Origin of the sequence: Flavobacterium aquidurense (assembly GCF_001404985.1) — a bacterium.
Lineage (GTDB): Bacteria > Bacteroidota > Bacteroidia > Flavobacteriales > Flavobacteriaceae > Flavobacterium > Flavobacterium aquidurense_B.
The window spans coordinates 263,542-286,349 of record NZ_JRLF01000014.1 but is presented as its reverse complement, the minus strand read 5'-3'; the positions used below and the strand labels follow the sequence as shown (position 1 = coordinate 286,349).

At 31.9% G+C, this 22,808-nt stretch carries 20 protein-coding genes; 13 read left to right on the top strand and 7 right to left on the bottom strand.

Going from position 1 to position 22,808, the window contains the following annotated elements; genetic code table 11:
• Positions 1 to 49: 49 nt before the first annotated feature.
• From lptC to RC62_RS16740, 5 genes are all read left to right on the top strand, one after another.
• Positions 50 to 607: an LPS export ABC transporter periplasmic protein LptC gene (lptC, locus tag RC62_RS16760; RefSeq protein ID WP_055097279.1), complete on the top strand. Its 558-nt coding sequence runs from the start codon at positions 50 to 52 to the stop codon at positions 605 to 607.
• A 2-nt stretch (positions 608 to 609) separates the two neighbouring features.
• A complete protein-coding gene (locus RC62_RS16755; RefSeq protein WP_055097277.1) occupies positions 610 to 804 on the top strand; it encodes a hypothetical protein in 195 nt (64 codons plus the stop codon).
• A 3-nt stretch (positions 805 to 807) separates the two neighbouring features.
• The gene (locus RC62_RS16750; protein ID WP_055097275.1) at positions 808 to 2,070 is read left to right on the top strand and encodes a hemolysin family protein; all 1,263 of its coding nucleotides are present in this window, start codon (positions 808 to 810) and stop codon (positions 2,068 to 2,070) included.
• Positions 2,071 to 2,178: 108 nt separating this feature from the next.
• Positions 2,179 to 4,278 (top strand): peptidylprolyl isomerase, encoded by a 2,100-nt coding sequence (locus RC62_RS16745; RefSeq protein ID WP_055097273.1) that lies wholly within the window; start codon positions 2,179 to 2,181, stop codon positions 4,276 to 4,278.
• 283 nt (positions 4,279 to 4,561) lie between these two features.
• Positions 4,562 to 4,981 carry a hypothetical protein gene (locus RC62_RS16740; RefSeq protein ID WP_055097271.1) on the top strand — a complete coding sequence of 140 codons (420 nt, stop codon included), beginning with the start codon at positions 4,562 to 4,564 and terminating at the stop codon, positions 4,979 to 4,981.
• Between the two features lie 71 nt (positions 4,982 to 5,052).
• On the opposite strand, the gene RC62_RS16735 is transcribed toward RC62_RS16740, so the two are convergent.
• Both RC62_RS16735 and RC62_RS16730 read right to left on the bottom strand, forming a co-directional pair.
• Positions 5,053 to 5,973, bottom strand: coding sequence for a GYDIA family GHMP kinase (locus RC62_RS16735; RefSeq protein WP_055097755.1), 921 nt, complete (start codon positions 5,971 to 5,973; stop codon positions 5,053 to 5,055).
• 117 nt (positions 5,974 to 6,090) lie between these two features.
• Positions 6,091 to 7,404 (bottom strand): hydroxymethylglutaryl-CoA reductase, degradative, encoded by a 1,314-nt coding sequence (locus RC62_RS16730; protein WP_055097268.1) that lies wholly within the window; start codon positions 7,402 to 7,404, stop codon positions 6,091 to 6,093.
• A gap of 182 nt (positions 7,405 to 7,586) precedes the next feature.
• Here RC62_RS16730 and RC62_RS16725 point away from each other — a divergent pair, with 182 nt between their 5' ends.
• The 7 genes from RC62_RS16725 to RC62_RS16695 all read left to right on the top strand — a co-directional run bounded on the left by RC62_RS16725 (position 7,587) and on the right by RC62_RS16695 (position 15,574).
• Positions 7,587 to 9,758: a S9 family peptidase gene (locus RC62_RS16725; RefSeq protein ID WP_055097266.1), complete on the top strand. Its 2,172-nt coding sequence runs from the start codon at positions 7,587 to 7,589 to the stop codon at positions 9,756 to 9,758.
• 36 nt (positions 9,759 to 9,794) lie between these two features.
• Entirely contained in the window at positions 9,795 to 11,471 is a 1,677-nt protein-coding gene (locus RC62_RS16720) for a peptide MFS transporter (protein ID WP_055097264.1), read from the top strand.
• A 1-nt stretch (position 11,472) separates the two neighbouring features.
• Positions 11,473 to 12,957 (top strand): peptide MFS transporter, encoded by a 1,485-nt coding sequence (locus tag RC62_RS16715; RefSeq protein WP_055097754.1) that lies wholly within the window; start codon positions 11,473 to 11,475, stop codon positions 12,955 to 12,957.
• Positions 12,958 to 13,010: 53 nt separating this feature from the next.
• On the top strand, positions 13,011 to 13,478 hold the full coding sequence (locus RC62_RS16710; protein WP_055097262.1) for a thioredoxin family protein: 468 nt from the start codon (positions 13,011 to 13,013) through the stop codon (positions 13,476 to 13,478).
• 222 nt (positions 13,479 to 13,700) lie between these two features.
• Entirely contained in the window at positions 13,701 to 14,153 is a 453-nt protein-coding gene (locus tag RC62_RS16705; protein WP_055097753.1) for a hypothetical protein, read from the top strand.
• A 270-nt stretch (positions 14,154 to 14,423) separates the two neighbouring features.
• Positions 14,424 to 14,864, top strand: coding sequence for a hypothetical protein (locus tag RC62_RS16700; RefSeq protein ID WP_055097259.1), 441 nt, complete (start codon positions 14,424 to 14,426; stop codon positions 14,862 to 14,864).
• A gap of 263 nt (positions 14,865 to 15,127) precedes the next feature.
• Positions 15,128 to 15,574 (top strand): hypothetical protein, encoded by a 447-nt coding sequence (locus RC62_RS16695; RefSeq protein ID WP_055097257.1) that lies wholly within the window; start codon positions 15,128 to 15,130, stop codon positions 15,572 to 15,574.
• 17 nt (positions 15,575 to 15,591) lie between these two features.
• Here RC62_RS16695 and RC62_RS16690 read toward each other — a convergent pair whose 3' ends face one another.
• The 5 genes from RC62_RS16690 to surE form a co-directional block, all read right to left on the bottom strand.
• On the bottom strand, positions 15,592 to 17,613 hold the full coding sequence (locus tag RC62_RS16690; protein WP_055097255.1) for a ComEC/Rec2 family competence protein: 2,022 nt from the start codon (positions 17,611 to 17,613) through the stop codon (positions 15,592 to 15,594).
• 56 nt (positions 17,614 to 17,669) lie between these two features.
• Positions 17,670 to 18,155, bottom strand: coding sequence for a C40 family peptidase (locus RC62_RS16685; protein WP_055097252.1), 486 nt, complete (start codon positions 18,153 to 18,155; stop codon positions 17,670 to 17,672).
• A gap of 12 nt (positions 18,156 to 18,167) precedes the next feature.
• Positions 18,168 to 19,286 carry a lipid-A-disaccharide synthase gene (gene lpxB / locus RC62_RS16680; protein ID WP_055097251.1) on the bottom strand — a complete coding sequence of 373 codons (1,119 nt, stop codon included), beginning with the start codon at positions 19,284 to 19,286 and terminating at the stop codon, positions 18,168 to 18,170.
• A gap of 70 nt (positions 19,287 to 19,356) precedes the next feature.
• Positions 19,357 to 19,629, bottom strand: coding sequence for a hypothetical protein (locus tag RC62_RS16675; protein WP_055097249.1), 273 nt, complete (start codon positions 19,627 to 19,629; stop codon positions 19,357 to 19,359).
• Positions 19,622 to 20,401: a 5'/3'-nucleotidase SurE gene (gene surE, locus RC62_RS16670; RefSeq protein ID WP_055097247.1), complete on the bottom strand. Its 780-nt coding sequence runs from the start codon at positions 20,399 to 20,401 to the stop codon at positions 19,622 to 19,624. The genes RC62_RS16675 and surE overlap by 8 nt, the downstream gene beginning before the upstream one ends.
• Positions 20,402 to 20,613: 212 nt before the next feature.
• Between surE and RC62_RS16665 the strand changes: the two genes are divergently transcribed.
• Positions 20,614 to 22,800, top strand: a complete 2,187-nt coding sequence (locus RC62_RS16665; protein ID WP_055097245.1) for a carboxy terminal-processing peptidase — start codon at positions 20,614 to 20,616, stop codon at positions 22,798 to 22,800.
• Positions 22,801 to 22,808: the final 8 nt, after the last annotated feature.

Sequence of the window (22,808 nt, the reverse complement as noted above, 5' to 3'; positions counted from 1 at the left end):
TTAGCTTTTATGTTTTTCTAAGCTCATTACAATTTACTACATTTGGCAAATGAATTTACCAAAAAGATATATTATAACCGTTGTCACAGTTTTTGCTGTGACACTGTTTTTTGGATGTGAAAGTAATTTTAAAGAAGTTCAAAAAATTAACTTCTCAGAGTTTGTTCCCGGAAGTGATGCAGATACAGTAAATATAAAATATACAGATTCCGGTCTTATAACAGCGGTTTTAAAAAGCCGTAAAATGTTAGATTACTCTAATCTGGATTTTCCTTTTACTGAATTTCCAAAAGGAATTGATGTTACTTTATATGATAAAAAACAAAAGCGTACTTTTATCGTGTCAAATTATGCCGTTTCTTATAAGCCAACCCAGATAATAGATTTACAGGGAAAAGTAAAAATTACATCAGAAACAGGGCAAATGCTTGAAACGGAGCAGTTGTATTTTGATCAGAAAAATGAATGGTTTTATACCGAAAGAAAATTCAAGCTTACAGATGCAAAAGGAGTTTCTTATGGTCAGGGTATCGATTTTAGTAAAGACTTTAAAGTAATTAATTCACAGCGCGTAAGCGGTGAAATAGAATCAGACGAAAAAATATAATTATGGGCATTTTAAAATACACACAATATCTTTATTTATTAATTGCAGCTGCATTCATTTATGATGGAGTTACGAAGTTAAATTCACCTGGCGAAAATCCGTGGTTAAGCTTTATAGTTGCAGGTGTGAGCATTTTTATGTTTTTCTTCAGGAGAAAATACGCCAAGAAATTTGACGACCATTATAAAAAACAATAAAAAATGGAAATTAGTATTATAATACTATGTTTAATACTATCAGCCTTTTTTTCAGGAATGGAAATAGCCTTTATTTCCTCGAATAAGATTTATCTTGAAATAGAAAAAAAACAAGATAATTTTTTGTCACAAATCCTGACTAAACTTACCGAGAATCCTTCAAAATTTATTGCTGCAATGCTTATTGGTAACAATGTGGCATTGGTAGTTTATGGTTTTTACATGGGTGATTTAGTCCTGAAATGCTTTGGCAATTTAGGATTTCATTTCTCTGATGCAACTGGTTTGTTGGTTCAAACCATAATTTCGACTTTTATAGTTTTGATAACGGCAGAGTTTTTTCCGAAAGTTTTTTTTCAGATTTATGCCAATTCACTGATTAAGATTTTTGCAATTCCGGCTTATCTGTTTTACCGATTGTTTTATTACATCTCGACATTTTTTATCTGGATTTCGGATTTTGTTTTGAGAAAATTTTTCAAGACAGAAGGCGATCAGGTGCAATTATATTTTAGTAAAATTGAACTTGGAAATTATATCACAGAACAAATGAACTCTGTTGAAGATGATGAAGAATTAGATTCAGAGATTCAGATTTTTCAGAATGCGCTGGAGTTTTCAGGCGTAAAGGCACGTGATATCATGACGCCACGTACAGAGATTGTAGATATAGATTTGTTTGACAGTATTACAGATCTTAAAGAACTGTTTGTCGAAACCGGTTATTCTAAGATAGTGGTGAGTCAAAACTCGCTTGATGATATTGTGGGATATGTGCATTCGTTTGATTTGTTTAAAAAACCTAAAACAATAAAATCGGTTTTGATGACCGTTGAGTTTGTTCCGGAAACTATCCTGATTAAAGATGCTTTGAATTTATTGATCAAAAAACGAAAGAATGTTGCTGTCGTTTTAGATGAATATGGAGGAACTTCAGGAATTATAACTATTGAGGATATAGTCGAAGAGCTTTTTGGAGAGATTGAAGATGAGCACGATTCAGAAGAAGAGGAGTTGATCGAAGAGGAGTTGGGCGAGGGTAAATATTTGTTCTCGACCAGATTAGATGTTGAATATTTAAATGAAACCTATAAATTGAATATTCCTGAAGAAGATTCTTACGGAACTTTGGGAGGATTTATTGTGAATTCTACAAAAGAAATCCCACAAAAGGGAGAAGAAATAGTGATTGACAGCTATCATTTTGTAATTGAAGAAGCCACAAATAAGAAAATTGAATTGGTTAAATTGACAATAAAAGAGTGATTTTTTTAATTAATAAAAAAAATTGTGTAAAATAAAACGCTAGTTGTATTGTTATTAACTAGATAATTGTATTTTCGCAAACTGAATATAAAATTAACGATAATAAAAATGGCAGTTTTAGCAAAAATTAGACAGCGTTCCGCTTTATTGATAGGAGTTATTGCACTTGCATTATTTGCATTTATAATACAAGATCTTTTCACCAGAGGAAGTTTCGGTCAAAGTTCAAAAGATGTAGGAAGCATCGATGGAAAAGATATTTCATTTGAAGACTTTAGAGTTAAAGTTAGTAATGTTGAAAAAAGTGGACAAGGAATTACTTCCACTGAAGCTGCAAACAGAGTTTGGGATCAAGAGGTTTCGATCGCATTATTATCAGCTGAATTTGATAAATTAGGATTAAGAGTTGGTGAAAAACACTTACTTGAAGTTTTAAAATCAGATCCAAATATTGGTAAAAATCCAATGTTTTTGAACGCAGCTGGTGCTTTTGATGTTGTAAAGTTTAAAGAATACTTTAAAGCTAATCCTGAAGCAGCACAATATATTTCTGAAAAAGAAAAAGATGCTGAATTAAACGCAAAATTTCAAATCTACAATACATTAGTAAAAGCAGGTCTTTATACTACAGCTAGCGAAGGAAAATTAAAATATGAAATGGAAGCTAACAAAGTAAACTTTGCTTATGCTGCAGCTTTATATTCTTCTATAAAAGATAGCGAAGTAAAAATTTCTGATTCGGAAATTGTAGATTACATGAAGAAAAACGAGAAAAAATTCAAAGCAGATGCTACTCGTGAAATTCAATATGTTTTAGTAGAAGATAAAGCTTCAAAAGAAGATGAAGCTGAAATTAAAGCTAAAATCACGGCATTATTAAACGGAAGAGTAGAATACAATGCTAAAACAGGTAAAAACGATACTTTGCCAGGTTTTAGAACCGCAACTAACATTGCTGAATTTGTAAACTCAAATTCTGATGTTCCTTATGATTCTACTTATGTTCCTAAAAATGCTTTACCAGCTGTAGATGCTGATAAATTATTCAGCTTACCAGCAGGAGCAATCTACGGACCATACGTTTACGGAAAATATTATGCTATCTCTAAATCTTTAGGATTTAAAGCTGGTGTTAATGCAAAAGCAAGTCATATTTTAATTGGTTACGAAGGATCTCAGACTCCAAACCAAAAAGAAAAAAGAACTAAAGAAGAAGCTAAAGCTAAAGCAGAAGAAATTCTTGCTCAGGTTCAGGCAAATCCGGATAGTTTCATGATGTTGGCTTTTACAAGCTCTGATGATTCATCTGCACAGCAAGGTGGTGATTTAGGATATTTTGGATCAAACCAAATGGTAAAACCATTCAATGATTTTGTATTCAACAACGGAATTGGAAAAGTTGGTTTAGTTGAAACTCCTTTTGGATTTCATATTATCAAAATTACAGATAAACAAGACGGAATTCGTTTAGCTACAATTGCTCAAAAAATTGAGCCTTCTGAAGCTACTTCTGATAAAGTATTTACATTGGCAACTAAATTCGAAATGGATGCTGCTGATAAAGATTTTAATGCTACAGCAAAAGAGTTAGGCTTAAAAGTTGCTCCTCCTGTAACTGCAAAAGCTATGGATGAAGCGTTTGGTCCTTTAGGAAACCAACGTAACATTGTAAGATGGGCTTATGATAAAGAAACGAATGTTGGAGACGTAAAACGTTTTGAGATCGCTAATATTGGTCACGTAATTGCACAATACAAAAGCGAAAACAAATCTGGTTTAGTATCTGTAACATTGGCAAGACCTTATGTGGAGTCAATCTTGAAAAACAAGAAAAAAGCTGAAATCTTAAAAGAGAAATTAAAAGGTTCTACAATAGAAGCTGCAGCTAAAAGTGCTGGTGTTGCTGTTCAACAAGCGACTAACGTAACTATGGATAATCCGGTTCTGCCTGGTGGAGTTGGACAAGAGCCTAAAGTTGTTGGTAATGCATTTGCATTAGCGGCTAATAAAGTATCTGCTCCAATCGAAGGAAACACAGGAGTTTATGTGGTAAAAAACATTAGTACTGTAAAAGCACCTGCAATTGCTAATCATGCTGAATATGTTGCTAAAGTAAAAGCTCAAAGCGCATCTGACGCAAGCAGAATCTTACCGGCTTTGAAAAACAATGCTAAAATTGAAGATAACAGATTACAATTTAATTACTAGTTTTTAGTAATTTAAGGTTTAAATATAAAACCCGAAACATTCATTTGAATGTTTCGGGTTTTTTGTTAAATATAATTTGTAACTGTTTTGTAGTAAATGTTTTATCTATTTATTTAACTACATGGGAATAATGGAAATATAATTTAAAATATTTGTGATATTCAAATTATTACAGTTAATTTGTCCGAATTTTTATTCTAATAATGTAAAATATTTTACATAAGCATTAGGTAAAAAATAAAACTAATAATAAAAAAAAACGACTTTAATAATCAGATGCTGAATGTTTTATAAGTTTAATTTGTTCAAAAGAAAACCTCGGGTATATTCCAAAATAGAAAATCATATTTACGGAATTATTACGGAGCTTTTAAAAGTTGGCAGTACTGACATCAATGTTGATGAATTGGGTGGAAAATACTATTTAAGTAACGAAGAGCAGCATTTTAAGGTTACTATATTGAGTAACGATTATGTGATCAGACTTACTAATACCCGTGACTCTGTTGCTGAAAAATACGATAAGGTTTTTGTCGAAGATGTATTAAGGGCAGTTAAAGAAGAAAAACATCGCCGGATGGAAGTTGTGTATGATTCTATTACAAACAGCATAGAAAAAATGGCAGAGCGTTTACATAATACGCTAATCGAATCTAATGAGTTAGAAACTCAAAAAGTTCGACGTCTGGAAAAATCATCATAAGAAATAAGGATAAAAAAAAGTAAACTGAGAAGTTTACTTTTTTTGTTTTATGATATTTGCAGATGAATAACTTATGGCTGTAAAATCATTTCATTATACGAAAGAATGGTTTCATATCCTTTTGATTTAAAATAGGTTTCAGGATTTTCTTTTGAAATTGCCATCACAAAATCACCACCCCAGGCACCAAGACTTTTGACTACACCATTAAAATCCGGAAAAGCAATTTCTTTAATAGTGCGTATTTCTAAAATGTTGCTTAAATGAATTTCATGTTTTTCGACATTATGGGCAAATTCCTTAAGGGTTTTAGATTCCAGGATTGCATTAGTAATTTTATTGTTATCTATAATATTATGAACCAAATTTTGGTTTTTGTTGTTGTAATAAGCGCTAATAGCAGCTTTGCTGTTTTGTTTTTTATTAAGGTAAACAAAGTAGATGTGCTGCGTAAAATCCGGATTAAAAGTAACGGTTTCAACTACCGGCAAATTATCTTCGAGCCTGTAAACAATTGGAGTATTATTTTGTGCGCAGGCAATATCATAACCACTTCCTCCAAAGCTGTTTTTAAGCAGTGTAAAGGCATCAACTTTTGTCCATTGTGCAATGTTGTTTAATAAAGTTGATGATGTGCCTAATCCCCAATTTTTAGGAAATGTAAGTTCTGTGATGATTTTATATCCTGGAGAGTTATTAATAAAATCAGGATTTAAAATGTAAGCTTCGTGAAGAATATTGATTAAAGTTGTTTTTACAGTTTCAATCTTAATATCTGCATTAGTAATGATTTCTGAAAATGAAATAGTGTCTTCGTACCAAAGCTGTTCATCATAATTGTAGCTTTTCCATTGAATTTCCTGATCTGAACCATTTTCTACAATTAAATTCTGTCCAAATTTTGTGGGTAATGCAAATGCCCTGGCGCCATCTAATACTAAATATTCACCTGTAATTAAGAGTTTTCCGTTACTGTAAAAGGTTGTTTTCATTCTTGTTTTTTTAGCCCCGATAGTCCCGAAGCCTCGGGACAAATCCTTTACTTTTACTTTAAAAAAAATAAAAGATTGCAAAGAATAGCGGGAATAGCTTCTGATTTTCTGACTAAATTATTTTCTTAAGTTTTCAATAAATTCTACGACAGCACTGTGTGAAACTGCATTTTTCTTGAAATGAGCCTTAATTAAGCGACGTTCTTCCTCGCTGGCTTCAAATTGGTTGATGATGTTGTTCAGGTGCATCTTCATATGGCCTTCCTGGATTCCGGTTGTAGTTAAGGAGCGTAAAGCTGCGAAATTTTGTGCCAAACCGGCTACAGCAACAATTTGCATTAATTCTTTTGCAGAAGGTTTTTCAAGGATATCGAAACATAATTTTACCAAAGGATGTAAAGATGTTAATCCGCCAACAGTTCCTAAAGCCAAAGGAATTTCAAGCCAGAAAGTAAAAATTCCGTTTTCGATTTTAGCATGCGATAAACTTGAATATTGACCATTTCTGGAAGCATAAGCGTGAACTCCGGCTTCAACCGCTCTAAAGTCATTTCCGGTGGCAAGAATTACTGCATCAACACCATTCATGATTCCTTTATTGTGGGTTACGGCTCTAAAAGGTTCTACTTCGGCAATTTGTACCGCTTGTAGAAAACGCTCGGCAAATTCTTGCGGATTATCTATATGTTTCTCTTTCAGATCTTGAATAGGGCAGGAAACCTCTGCTCTTACAACGCAATGAGGGACATAATTAGATAAAATACTCATGACAACCTTTAGTGATTCATCTTCAGAAAATAAATCTGAATTTTGAAATTCATCTTTTAAAGTTGTTGCAAATTGCTCTAGACAGGAGTTGATAAAATTGGCTCCCATGCTGTCTTTTGTTTCAAAAGTTGCATGAAGCTGAAAATAATTTTCAAGTAAGCTTCGTTTATCCTTTAGTTTTATATCTAAAATTCCACCGCCACGTTGTTGCATATTTTTTGTAATGCTTTGTGTTTCAGTGAAAAATTTAGGTTTTATCTGATCAAAAAATGATTGAAGTTTTTCTGCATCACCGTTGTAAATAAAGTGTACCTGACCAATCTTTTCAGTATCTATTACGGTTGCTTTAAAACCTCCTCTGGTTGACCAGTATTTTGCTGCTTTTGATGCTGCTGCGACTACAGAACTTTCTTCAATAGCCATTGGAATAGTTTTGTATTTTCCGTTGATTAAGAAGTTAGGAGCGACTCCAAGTGGTATATATAGGTTTGTAATGGTGTTTTCAATGAATTCATCATGCAATTGTTGAAGCTTTTCGTCTGAATTCCAGTAATTTCTTATAATATTCAGCGCTTCTTCAGGGTTTGAAAAATAAGTATTGGCAATCCAGTCTATTTTTTCTTTTTTGGATAATTTAGAAAATCCGGCAACAGCGTTGTTCATTCTCAGTATTTTAAATAATAATGTCGCGGCAAAGATACCATTTTAAGAGTTTTGTTTGCAAAGTATTTGAAATTTGAAAAGTACGCAAACGTTATTTTTTTTAACATTTAACAGTTGAAATGTGTATTATGTTCATTTTTTTTACTAAAATTGGGCTCTTTTTTATATTTAAAATAATTCTAATGAATACAAGTAAAATTACTGTAATACTTTTATTTTTAGTTGCTACTGTTTTTGGTCAACAAAAAATTACTATCGAAGATATTTATGGTGGGGTATTTCGGGCAAAAGGCATGGACGAATTGCAATCTTTAAAGAATACAGATCAATATACTGTTTTAAATGTAGATCAGGCAAGTAGAAGTATGCAGATTGACTTATATGATTTTGCAACACTTAAAAAAGTATCGAACTTAATTGACACTAAAAATCATGCAGCACTTGCTGAGGGAATTGATAGTTATACTTTTGATGCCTCTGAAAAAAAGATACTCATTGCTTGTAATACTAATAAAATTTTTCGCCACTCCTTTACGGCAGATTACTTTTTATATGATATAGCATCTAAATCATTAACTAAACTTTTTGATTTTCAGATTCAGGAGCCTACTTTCTCTCCTGACGGGACTAAAATTGCATATGCCAGAGAAAACAACCTTTATGTATATGATGTAGCTTCAAAGAAATCAACGGCAGTTACAACTGATGGAAAAAAGAATGCAATTATAAATGGTATTACGGATTGGGTTTATGAAGAGGAGTTTGCTTTTGTGCGTGCTTTTGATTGGAGTAAAGACAGTAAGAAACTAGCGTATATTCGTTTTGATGAAAGTCAGGTTCCGGAATACTCAATGTCAATTTTCAAAAAAGATTTATATCCAACTATTGAAACGTTCAAATATCCGAAAGCAGGAGAAAAAAACTCAGAAGTTTCATTGCATATATATGATGCGGCCAGCAATGCCACTAAAAAAGTACAACTAGGAAATTATAATGACTTCTATATTGCGAGATTACAATGGACAAATGATAACAATGTATTGTCTGCTCAGGTTTTAAACCGCCACCAGGATAATCTCGATTTGGTATTTGTTGATGGAACTACAGCAACTGCAAAAGTAGTTTTGAACGAAAAAGATAAAGCATATGTTGATGTTACGGATAATTTGACATTTCTGAAAGACAATAGTTTTATCTGGACAAGCGAAAAAGACGGTTTTAATCATATATATCTTTACGATAAAACAGGAAAACTTAAAAATCAGGTTACAAAAGGAAACTGGGAAGTAACTTCGTATTACGGTTTCGACGAAAAAAACAAAACTATTTTTTATCAATCTGTAGAAAATGGTTCTATAAACAGAGATATTTACCGCATAGGATTAGACGGGAAAAATAAAGTTCGTTTGTCTAAAACTACAGGTGCAAACGCAGCTACTTTTAGTCCTAATTTTCAGTATTTTATAAATACTTCTTCAAATGCTTCTCAACCTGTAACTTACAGTTTAAACGAGGCAAAAAGCGGAAAAGAAATTCAAATTATAGAAAACAATCAGCAACTTGCTGCTAAACTGAAAGGGTATAACCTGCCAACTAAAGAATTTTTTGTTTTAAAAACAGCTAAAGGAAATGAATTAAATGCATGGATTATGAAGCCAAAAGATTTTGATGCTTCTAAAAAATATCCTGTATTTATGATTCAATATTCAGGTCCGGGATCTCAACAAGTTGTTAATCAATGGGGAAGTTCTAATGAATATTGGTTTATGATGCTTACACAGCAAGGTTACATTGTAGCTTGCGTAGATGGTAGAGGAACAGGTTACAAAGGTGCTGATTTCAAAAAAGTAACACAAAAGCAATTAGGTAAATACGAAGTAGAAGATCAAATCGATGCGGCAAAAGTAATTGGTGCTTATCCGTATGTTGATGCATCAAGAATTGGAATCTGGGGATGGAGTTATGGTGGTTTTATGGCTTCAAACTGTATTTTTCAAGGAAATGATGTCTTTAAAATGGCAATCGCTGTTGCTCCGGTAACAAACTGGCGTTTTTATGACAGTGTTTATACAGAAAGATACATGCAGACTCCACAGGAAAATGCAAGCGGATACGATCAAAATTCTCCAATAAATCATGTTGATAAATTAAAAGGTAAGTTTTTATTGATTCACGGATCTGGTGATGACAACGTTCATGTGCAAAATTCTATGCAAATGATGGAAGCGTTGATTCAGGCTAATAAACAATTTGATTCTCAGATATATCCGGACAAAGATCATGGAATTTATGGAGGTCAGACGAGAATCCAGCTTTACAATAAAATGACTAACTTTATCAAAGAGAATTTATAATCTAAAATTTTTAACCTTTAACAAATAATGAATAATATGGGAGAAACTCAAGTAAAAACGGCGCATCCAAAAGGACTTTGGGTATTGTTTGGAACGGAGATGTGGGAGAGATTCAATTTTTATGGAATGCGAGCTTTATTAACTTTATTTCTTGTGAATTCATTATTGATGAAAGAAGAAGAAGCGTCTTTAATTTATGGAGGTTTCCTTGGACTTTGTTACTTAACGCCAATGTTGGGAGGTTTTGTTGCCGATCGTTTTTTAGGGAACAGAAACTGTATTTTGTTAGGAGGTTTATTAATGGCAATAGGTCAAATGTTGCTTTTTACGAGCGGAAGTATTTTTGAAGCTAACTTACCTTTGGCTAAAATTATTATGTATTCTGCATTAGGAGTTATCGTTTTTGGTAACGGATTCTTCAAGCCAAATATTTCAAGTATGGTTGGAAGTTTATATCCTAAACAGGAAAAAACAAAATTAGATAGTGCTTTCACTATTTTCTATATGGGTATCAATATCGGGGCTTTCTTAGGTCAGTCTATTTGTCCTTTGTTAGGTGATGTAAAAGATGCTGGCGGAATTAGAGATATTCATGCTTTTAGATGGGGATTCATGGCGGCTTCTGTTGCGATGTTATTAGGAACAGTTCTTTTTTACTTTTTAAAAAATAAATATGTAGTATCTCCGGAAGGAAAACCATTAGGTGGTTTGCCGTCTAAAAATGATGCTTCTGATTTTGAAGAAGGAGAAGCGCAAAAAGCTAATTTTTCTAGTAAGGCTTTGACAATTGCTGTACTTGCATTTGTTGCTTTAGGATTCTTTTTTCATTATGTTGTAGGGCAAAATTTGATTTATACATTAATATACTCAAGTGGTTTATCATTAGCCGGATTAATTATTTCGGACACTTCTTTAACAAAAATTGAAAGAGACAGGATTATTGTAATTTATATCGTTTCATTCTTTATTATTTTCTTTTGGGCGGCTTTTGAACAAGCAGGTTCGTCATTGACCTTTATTGCGGACAATCAAACTGACAGACATTTCTTTGGGTGGTTAATGCCTCCTTCTATGGTGCAGATTTTTAACGGATTATTCGTAGTTATCCTGGCAGTACCATTTAGTATACTTTGGGATACGTTAAGAGCAAAAGATAAAGAGCCAATTTCGCCGGTAAAATTAGCAGCTGGTTTAGTAGTAATTTCTTTGAGTTTCTTTATGATCGCAACTCAGGTTTCGTATATTGGAACTTCAGGATTGTTATTAGTAAAATGGCTTATTTTATTGTATTTCTTAAATACTTGTGCTGAATTGTGTTTGTCGCCAATTGGTTTATCATTGGTAGGTAAATTGTCTCCAAAACGTTTTGCTTCTTTATTATACGGGGTATTTTTCTTGTCTAATGCATCTGGTTATGCTTTAGGAGGAACTTTAGGTTCTATTTTACCTGCGACAGGAGATAAATTTGCAAAAGCAAAAGAATTAGGAATTGATCTTCAGGCTGTTTTAGATAACAAAATAGTACCTACTGCTGAACAATTGTCACTTTTAGAAAAACATCAGATTAGCGCTCATAATCACTTTTTTGCCGGTTTTGAAATTCATAACTTATACGAGTTTTTTATGGTATTTGTTGTGCTTACAGGTATCGCTGCAATTATATTATTTGCTTTGACTCCGTTCTTGAAAAAAATGATGCATGGCGTTAGATAAAATGGAGAAAACAATAACATTAGAAGAAATTCAAAATTTTAAAGGCAATTATCCAAAACAATTGTGGTATTTGTTTTTTGTTGAAATGTGGGAACGTTTCTGTTTTTACGGAATGCGTGGTGTTCTTACTTTTTTTATGGTAGATCAGCTTTTATTAAAAGATGAACATGCCAATTTGCAATACGGGGCTATTCAGGCTTTTGTATATGCCTTTACTTTTATTGGCGGTATTTTTGCTGATAAGGTTTTGGGGTTCAAAAAGTCATTATTCTTTGGAGGAATCGTTATGATTCTGGGCAATCTTTTGATTGCCTTTTCTCCGCAGACTATGTTTTATTACGGTATTGCTTTTTCGATTATTGGAACAGGGTTTTTTAAACCAAATGTTTCTTCGATGGTAGGAGAGTTGTATCATGAAGATGACGGAAGAAGAGATGCTGGTTACGGAATGTTTTATGCCGGAATAAATGTAGGAGGTCTTTTAGGAGGTGCTTTGTGTATTTATTTAGGAAAATATTACTCTTGGCAATTGTGCTTTTTATCAGCAGCAGTAGTAATGTTCTTAGGTTTGGTTACCTTTTTATTTACTAAAAAATATCTGGGACCAATTGGGGATTCTCCTTTATTGGATTTAGAACCTGCCAAAAGAAGATTTCGTGAAATTGCTGTATATACAATTTCAATATTAAGTTTGCCATTCATTTTTATAATGGTAAAAAATACAGATTATACAGATTATTTCATGTACACAATTGGAATAGTGGCTGTTTTGTATTTTACATATGAACTGATTAAACTTGGAGATATAAAGTTGCAGAAAAAGCTTTTTGCAGCGTTCTTGTTTGTATTCTTTTATTTGCTCTTTAATGCTATTTATGAGCAGAGTGGTGGTTCACTGTCACTTTTTGCAAAAGATAATCTTAGTAACAAATTGTTGTTTTTTACAATAGATCCTAATGTGGTAAATAATAGCTCGAATACCTTTTTCGTGGTAGTTTTAAGTCCTATTATTGGTTTATTATGGCTTTGGCTTGGAAAAAGAAGAATTGAACCAAACACATTAATTAAGTTCGGAATTGGATTTTTATTTCTTGGAGCTTCGTTTTATATTTTTTATCTAACTAAGTTCTTCGCGAATTCTAAAGGTATAGCGTCGCTAAATGTATTTACTTTTGCTTATCTGATCACAACAATTGGAGAACTTTGTTTAGGACCAATCGGGATGTCTATTATTACTAAATTGTCTCCAAAACGATTGTTTGGTATGATGATGGGATTATGGTTTCTGGCCAGTGCATTTGGGCAATTATTTGCAGGAAAGTTAGGTGCAGAAATTTCAAGATCAAATACAGGAGATACTTTGCTTTCTAAGCTTCAATCCTATACAGAAGGATATTATCAATTAGCCATTTATTCTATTGTTGCAGGTGTTATTTTAATTGCGATTTCACCTATTATTAGAAAATTAATGCAAGAAGTAAAATAGACCGTATTAAGCGATTCTTTTTTTGTTTAAATTTGTCGAAAATAAAAATAAAGATGAAAAAAATATTTTTAATAACATTGTTTTTAGTTGGGGCATTTGCAACGCAAGCGCAGGAACTAAAATGGTATACTGATGTAAGAGAGGCAATTACTGTAAGTAATAAAGAACAAAAACCAATGTTGATGTTTTTTACCGGAAGTGATTGGTGCGGTTGGTGTATTCGTTTGCAAAATGAAGTTTTAAAAACGCCTGAATTTACTAAGTGGGCTAAGGATAATGTTATTTTAGTTGAATTAGATTATCCTAGAAGAACACCTCAGACGCCTGAGATTAAAAATCAGAATAATGAACTACAGCAAGCTTTTGGCATTCAGGGTTTCCCTACAGTATTTTTTACAAGTGCTGAGTCAAAGGATGGAAAAGTTAATTTTAAAGGCCTTGGTCAAACAGGTTATGTTGCAGGTGGTCCATCTGCCTGGTTAACAGTTGCTGAAGGAATTGTTCATCCAAAAAAATCTTAAGAGAATAAAAATCTATACCGTTTTATAAAAACTCCTTACTTTCTTGTAAGGAGTTTTTTTTGTTTAGTAAGAAAAGTTATCGTTTGTTTTTGCTGTTTTTAAGACTTTGATATTTTTTTACAATAAAAAAAACACATAATGTATTTTTTGTATTAATAAAAATTGGAAAATTAAAATAATATGTTAATTTCGTCATGCTATACTAACCAAAACCATTATACTATGACTAAAAAATTACTTATCCTACTATTTTTTTTAGGTTCATATTTTCTGCATTCGCAAAATTTAGTTTGGAGAACAAACATGACTGATGCTATTGCAATAAGTAATGAACTAGGAAAACCAATGTTGATCTTATTCACTGCCTCAGGTGTACCGGACAATCTTCAGAACGAAGTCTTTAAAACACCGGATTTTGCGGTGTGGTCACGTGATAATGTTGTTCTTGTAAAATTAGATTTGTCTGATAACTCAGCTGATGATAGTGATAAAGAACAAAATGTTAAATTAAAAAATGCCTTTGGTGTTGAGGATTTACCTGAAGTATGCTTTGCAAGCGCTTCGGTTAGAAAAAATAAAACAACGTTTAGTGCTTTAGGAAAAATCGCCTATAAGCCAGGTGGTGCAAAAGCATGGATAGCAGAGTCAAATTCAATTTTGCATCCTAGTGAATAATTAAATTTAAATTAAGTTTCTTAGTTTAATTTGTAGGTTCCCTTTTCGCTTTACGGTGAAAAGGGATTTTTTTTACCCGTTAATCAAATAATTGCAATTAAGATTTTACTTTTTAAGTTACTATTTTTTTTCATTTTGCTAAAAAATTGAGATTTTTTTAATGAATTATTGTTTTTGGTGTTTTTTCTATATTTTTTGTTTTAATTTCATTTGTTTGGTTCAGATATTATGTTAATTTAGTCGCGTAAACCTACTTAAAACCAATTTAATATGACCCAAAAACTACTTATTTTACTATTTTTTTTAGGTTCGTTTTTTCTGCATTCTCAAGTTTGGAAGACTGATATGAATGATGCTATCATGGCAAGTGATACACAAAAACGACCTTTGTTAATTTATTTTACTGCGGCGGGTGTTTCGCAGAAATTTCAAAGCGAAATTTTTGGAACACCGGATTTTGTGGTTTGGTCGCGTGATAATGTTATTTTAGTTAAACTTGACTTGTCTGACGCCAATGTATCTGATACTGTAAAAGATCAAAATGTAAAATTAAAAAATGCATTAGGTATTGATGAATTGCCACAAGCATGTCTTTTAATGGCTTCTGTTAGAAAAGGAAAAACAACTTTTAATAATCTGGGTATTGTTCCTTATAAACCAGGAGGAGCAAAAGGCTGGATAAATGATGCCAATTTGATTTTGAATCCATAAATGATTTAGTAAATGCCTGCATAAATTTGTATCCCTTTTGCTCACTTAGCAATAAGGGATTTTTTATATATAGTTTTTCTGCTGCTAATCAATACTTTAATATTTATAGTGCGTTTTTTTTTCTTTTTTATAGATTTGTTGCGCTTTTATTGCTTAATATTTATTTTTGTTGTTTTTTAATTAATGAAATGTTGTTTTGTATTCGTATTTTGTATTATTTGTGTTAAATTAGTCAAATAAACACAATCAAAAACAGAACTAACATGATACAAAAACTACTTACTCTACTATTTTTTTTAGGTTCATTTTTTCTGCATTCGCAGAGTTTAGTCTGGAAAACAAATATGAACGAAGCTATTATATCCAGTGATGAGCAAAGAAAACCTTTGTTGATATTGTTTACTTCATCTGGCATTTCCCAGAAAATACAGAGCGAGGTTTTTGCTACTACTGATTTTGCCGACTGGTCTGGTGAAAATGTTGTCTTATTAAAACTTGATTTGTCTGATGCTGCATCAAACGAAGAAAGAGAACAAAATAATAGATTAAAAGAGGCTTTAGGTATCGAAGAACTAACTCAGGTTTGTCTTGCTACAGCCTCTATTAGAAAAAATAAACCCACTATTAATAAACTAGGTTTGCTCGAATATAAACTTGGAGGAGCAAAAAAATGGATATCAGATGCTAAAATGATCCTGAGCGGAGAATAATCAGATTTTATTGAAATCTAGTTTAATCTATAAAATCCCTTTTCGTTTGTTGTGTGAAAAGGGATGTTTTTTTTAAGGCAAGTCGTTCTCCAGATTTTCTGCATATTATAGGAGTTAGAAGCATCTGCAATTAGAATTTTTGGGTGCAAATCGTTCAAAATGCGTTCTAAATTTATTTTAGGTGATTGCGTAAGGATTAGTATATCAGGTTGTATTTTAGTTGTGTAAATTCCTGAGCTGTCAATTAGGGCTATTTTTTTTCCATTGAAAAATAAAGTGTTTTTGATTTTATGAGTCGATTTTAATTCAGCAAAATTTCCAATTAAGTACATGTTTAAAATATTATTTTTTGAAATAGTATCAGTTGTAAAAATTATAATCTTTTTTCCTCTTCTTTCAGATATCAAAGTATTCTTCTTTGTATTGTAAACGATTAATTCGTGTTTGCTTTCTATTTCCTTTTTAGTGATGAGAAAAGAAATTTGCAATAAAATGACTGTAATTAAAAAAACTACAAACTTGTTGTAATTGGGGTTTTTATTCCAAATAATTGCAGCAATAATAAACAGATAAAAAGTTATAAGGAAGTAGAAATTAAAACTAATATCACGTATTACAAACCATTCAAACGAGGCGACAATATGTATTGTTTTGTTGAGAAGATAAATGCTTTTTTCAAAAATTTCGATTATAAATATTGGAGGTGAAGTAAAGACAGCATAAATCATTACTATAATTCCTGCAATCATTATAAAAGACAAAAGCGGAATAATCACAATATTGGTAACAAAAAATAGTCCCGGAAATTGATGAAAATAGTACAGGCACAAAGGCAGCGTTCCTATTTGTGCTGCAAACGAAACGGTTAGTGCATTCCAGATAGTAACTAAAATTTTCTGTTTTGGTGTCCATATGCGTTTTAGTAATGGTTGAAGCCATACTATAAAAAGTAATGCCAGATAACTCAATTGAAAACCTACATCAAATAAAAAATAAGGTTCAAAAAGTAATATTAAAAGCATCGAGACTAATAAAGTATGATAAATGCTTCCGCTTCTTCGTAAATGATTTCCGGTTGCTAAAAATGAAAACATTACAACAGAACGTAAAACGGATGGTGATAAACCTGATATTACAGCAAAAATCGTTAAGGAAATTAGAATTGATAATAATTTAATAAATGAACCTTTGCGGGTGTTAGGAATTGGTTTTAAAATAAAATTAATAAATAGCATAATAAAACCTACATGTAGTCCTGATACCGAAAGGATATGTGTTGCGCCTGAATATTGATAATCCTGAATAATCTCTGTAGAAATATCTTGTTGTTGCCCTAAGATTAGTGCCAGGGCTACATTCATTTCTTCTTTATTAAAATGAGCTGTTTCAAGATTTCTTACAATCCTGGAATGGAGCTTTCCGGAATAATACCAAATGTCTTTTTTGAATTTTTTGTTAATGCTGATCTCAGATTTGCTAATGTATACCTGTGCGTAAATTTGTTTGTCCTCCAGATATTTACTGTAGTTAAACTGATTCGGGTTTTTACTTGAGCTATTTCCCAGTAAAGCAGTATTAACCTTTATGACGCTTCCTATGATAGGATTTTGAAGACTGTCTTTGTGAATGTTAACAATTATTTTGCCGGAATAAGCTTTGTCGTTTATGGTATTTATGAACGCTGTAAATCTGTCGTTATAAGTATTGCTTTTGAGTTTTTCGCGTAGCGTAAATGTTAAGGCTTGAGGATTTTCAAATGCCTTTTTGCAATGAATGTAATTCGATTTTTGAATTGAATTAGTATGAAGAGACAAAGTTATTACGCCAATAAAAAAAGAGACACTATAAACGCTGATTCCAAAAACAGGATTAAATTTTTTATTTTTTTTGATGAGAAAATATGAAGTAGAAAATAGAAGTATAAAGGCAATAAAGAAAGCCAGAACAATATCAAGTTCAGGGTTGCTGTAATAACAAAATATAATACCAAATAGAAACCAAATTGTAATTTTGGTTAAAGGAAAACTTAATACTTTCATTTGCTAAAAGTATTAAATATTTTGTAAGAAAAAAAAGATATTTTATTTATTTGAATTTACTCGACAATTCGATTAATCTGCACAAAAGAATTTTGATAATAAGGCTCTTTTGTAGAGGATATTATAACACCTTTTGATGTTGAAGAGTGAACAAATTTTATTTCATTTGAATTTACTTCGGTAATAAGCCCAACATGATTAATTTGTTTGCTTTTGTTGGTTTTAAAAAAGATTAAATCACCTTTTTGAGCATCGCTAACTTTAATTACTTTTCCAACTTTTGCTTGTTCATAAGAAGGTCTTGGTAATTTAATATTCTCTGATTCAAATGTAGTAAATACCAATCCGGAACAATCGTAGCCGTTTTTTGTTGTACCGCCTGCTTTATACTTTACGCCAATATTGGCTGTAGCTTTTTCAACTAGATTATTAACTGTATTTCTATTCTCTCTTTTAGACTCTTTTTTGCTAACAGCCGTCGAAGTCGATTTGCAAGAAGCAAAAAATAGCACTAAAAACAGAAATAAAATTATTTTTTTCAAACCAATGAATCTTTAAACTTGTTTTAAATCAGCAACAATAAGTTTTGCTGTCTTTTTACTCGCGCCAACTCCGCCTAATTTTTGTTCTAAAATATCATAATTTTTAAGCAGTTTCTGGCGATAGTCTGGTTCTAATAATTTCTGTAATTCTTCTTTAATACGCTTGGTATTGCATTCGCTCTGAATTAATTCTGTAACAACTTCCTGGTCCATAATTAAATTAACAAGCGAAATGTATTTTAGGGTAATGATGCGTTTTGCAATTTGGTAGGAAATAGAACTTCCTTTGTAACAAACCACTTCCGGAACTTTAAAAAGAGCAGTTTCGAGTGTTGCTGTTCCTGAAGTTACCAGAGCTGCCGTTGACGAACGAAGTAAATCATACGTTTTATTCGAAATAAATTTGATGTTTTTATTACTGATAAACTGTTGGTAAAATTCGAAATCCTGACTTGGAGCACCTGCAATTACAAATTCATAATCCTGAAAATCATCAACAACACTAAGCATAACACTTAACATTTTTGTAATTTCTTGTTTACGGCTTCCTGGTAAAACCGCAATAATAGGTTTTTCGCCTAATTGGTTTTCTTTTCTAAATACAGTTTCATCAAAAGGAGGCTGATTCTGGATGGCATCAATTAGCGGATGTCCAACAAAATCTACCGGAAAGTGATGTTTGTCTTCATAAAAGCTTTTTTCAAAAGGCAATATGACAAACATCTTGTCAATATCCTGCTTGATAGCTTTAATTCGGTTTTCTTTCCAAGCCCAAATTTGGGGCGAAATATAGTAATGTGTTTTGTAATTTAAGGTTTTCGCCCATTTTGCAATTCGCATATTAAAACCGGGATAATCGATAAAAATCAAAACATCAGGTTTGAATTCCAGAATGTCTTTTTTGCAAATTTTAATATTGTTCAAAATGGTTTTTAGATTAAAAATCACTTCAACAAAACCCATAAAAGCCAATTCACGATAATGTTTTACTAAAGTTCCTCCGGCTTTTTGCATTAAATCTCCTCCCCAAAATCTAATATCGGCCTGAGGATCTTCTTCGTATAAAGCTTTCATTAAATTTGAACCGTGTAGATCTCCCGAGGCTTCACCTGCGATTATGTAATATTTCATATGAATTGTATTGAAAGTGTATTTTTGATAATTAAAACACCGGCATTTTTTTGCAAGGCAAAGATAAGATTTAAATAAATAAAGTAGAAATAGCCAGAACAATCACTGCCAAAACTACGCCTCTTGCTTTAAGTTCTTCATTTCTTTTTAATAAAATCCAAAAAACGGCAAGATCTAAAACCGTACCTATAGTGATTACTTTTCCTAAATAACCTTCTTTCTTTATGGTTTGAAGTCCTGTTGCAAAATCAAATTTGGTAAAGAAAGTAACAAACAAATAACTTCCCAGCAATGCCGTAAAAATTCCAATTATAAAACCAATTAAAATATCTTTTTTATTCATTTAAATTCCAGGTATTAAGTTGCTGCATAGAATGATGTGCAGTCAGGTCAAATTGTACGGGAACTACAGATATATATCCATTTTCTAAAGCCCATTCGTCTGTATCTTCGCCTTGGTCCTCGTTTGTGAATTTTCCTGTAAGCCAGTAATAATCTTTTCCATAAGGAGTTTGTCGTTTGTCAAATTTTTGAGCATAATAAGCTTTCGCCTGACGACAAATTTTTATTCCTTTAATTTCTTTCTCTTTTAGTTTTGGAAAATTAACGTTCAGAACAACACCTGGAGGTAGTTTGTTTTTAAGCGTTTCTAAAGTGATTTTTTTTACGAATGATTTTATCTGCTCAAAATCTGCATTCCAGTCAAAATCTAATAAAGAGAAACCAATTGCCTGAATACCTTCAATTCCGGCTTCGACAGCTGCGCTCATAGTTCCTGAATAAATAACATTTATAGAGGAATTTGAACCATGATTAATTCCGGAAACACATAAATCCGGTTTTCGTTTTAAAATTTCATTTACTGCCAGTTTAACACAATCTACAGGAGTTCCGGAACAGCTGTATTCTGTTATTAAATCTTCTTCTTTGGAAATTTTATCCAGAAATAAAGTATTATTGATGGTAATCGCATGTCCCATAGCACTTTGAGGTTTGTCAGGAGCCACAACGACAACATCGCCAATAGTTTCCATAACACTTATTAATGCCCTGATTCCTGGAGCCAAAATTCCATCATCATTTGTAACTAATATTAAAGGTTTTTCATTTTTCATGATGAAATTTTTGTTCTGATTTGTCAAAATTAAAGCTTGTAAAAGCAAATGTAGTAACAGATTTTGGTAGAATACTAACAAATAGATAAAAATTGCAAACTAAATTAAAGAAGACTTTTGAACATCAAACATTTTTATATCTTTAACAAAAAATTATAGTCAACTTGGCAACTTGGCACAATTTTTACAGTTAACTTAGATTAAAAAATTTGATGAATGCTATTATTAAGTTTATGAAAAGAAATTATAAAATACTTATAGCCGTATTATGCTTGTCTTTAACCTTATTTGCTTTTAAAATTAATGCAGATAAGAGTGCTGATCCGGATCCAAACAGAGATAAAACACTTTTAGAATTACTTGCGTTCGTTATTGAAAAAGGACATTATAGCCCGGCAGAAATAAACGATGAGTTTTCTAAAGGGATTTTTAAAGATTATATTGAAGCATTAGATCCTTCAAAAAGATTCTTTTTGCAATCTGATATTGATGAATTCAAACAATATGAGCTGCAGTTGGATGATCAGTTTTTAAATAAAGACCTGACTTTTTTCAATCTTACTTATACAAGATTGATGAAACGTATGGAAGAAAGCAAAAAACGTTATAAGACTATTTTAGCGCAGCCATTTAATTATGATGTTGACGAAACATTCAATGCTGATTATGATAAGCTCCCTTATGCAAAAAATGCAACAGAGATCAATGAAAGATGGAGAAAACAAATTAAATTATCGACACTTTCATCACTTGTAACAAAACAAAAGTTAGAAGAAGATAAAAAGAAAACAGATCCTGAATATAAAGTAAAAACTTTCGAAACTTTAGAAAAAGAAACCCGCGAGAGTTCATTAAAATCATTAGACGACAATTTTAGTCTTATTAAAGATTTAAATAAAGAAGACTGGTTTTCTGTTTATGTAAATTCAATAATGACTCGTTTTGATCCGCATACAAGCTATTTTGCCCCTGAAGAAAAAGATCGTTTTGATGTTAATATAAGTGGTAAATTAGAAGGTATTGGTGCAAGATTAACCAAGAAAAATGATTTTACCCAAATAGACGAATTGATTTCAGGAGGTCCTGCATGGAAAGGAAAACAACTTGAGGCGGGAGATTTAATTTTGAAAGTAGCACAAGGAAACGAAGAACCTGTAGATGTTGTAGGGATGCGTTTAGATGATGTTGTGAAAAAAATTAAAGGACACAAAGGAACTGAAGTAAAACTTACCGTTAAAAAAGTAGATGGAACAATTAAGGTAATTTCGATTATAAGAGATGTAGTTGAAATTGAGGAAACCTATGCTAAATCCAGTATTGTAGAAAGAAACGGATTGAAATACGGCGTGATCTATTTACCTAAATTTTATATTGATTTTGAAAATAAAGATGGCCGTGATGCCGGAAAAGATATTGCCCTTGAAGTTGAAAGACTGAAAAAAGAAGATATTAATGGTATTGTACTGGATGTTCGTGATGATGGTGGTGGATCTTTGTCTACAGTTGTTGACATCGCTGGTTTGTTTATCGAAGAAGGACCAATTGTTCAGGTAAAATCTGCCGGTAAAAAGAAAGAAGTTTTATACGATAAAGATAAAAAAATCGAATGGGATGGTCCATTAGTAATTATGGTAAACAGCTTCTCAGCTTCGGCATCAGAGATTTTGGCTGCTGCAATTCAGGATTACAAACGTGGGGTTATCATTGGTAGTAAACAAACTTACGGAAAAGGAACTGTGCAAAACGTTCTTGATTTAAATCAGTTTGTTCGTAATGCAAATTATGGTGATTTAGGTGCCTTGAAAATTACAGGACAAAAGTTTTACAGAATCAACGGAGGTTCAACGCAATTAGAAGGAGTTCATAGTGATGTGGTTATGCCAGATCGTTATGCTTACCTGAAAATGGGAGAACGCGATATTGATAATGCAATGCCTTGGGATAAAATAGACCCGGCTGATTATAGCACATGGACTTCTAATGAAAACTTTTCGAAAGCAATTTTGAATAGTAAAAACAGAATTTCACAAAATGCTCAATTCAAATTGATCGAAGACAATGCAAAATGGATTGATGTTAAAAATAAAGAGAACACTTATAGCTTGAATATTAATAGTTTCAAAGCGACTCAGGAACAAGTTGAAAATGAAGGAAAGAAATATAAACCAATTTCAGAGTATAAAAATAGTCTGGTTTTTAAATCTTTACCTTATGAAGAATTGGAAATGAAAAGTGATGCAACCTTAAAAGAGAAAAGAGATGTCTGGCATCAGGCATTATCTAAAGATGTTTATGTTGAAGAAGCATTGAATGTCTTAGATGATTTGCAATCAAAAGGTGGAGTTGCAAAAGGAACTGTTTCTCCTAAAATGAAAAAAGATAAACTCGTAAAATCATAATTTAATTA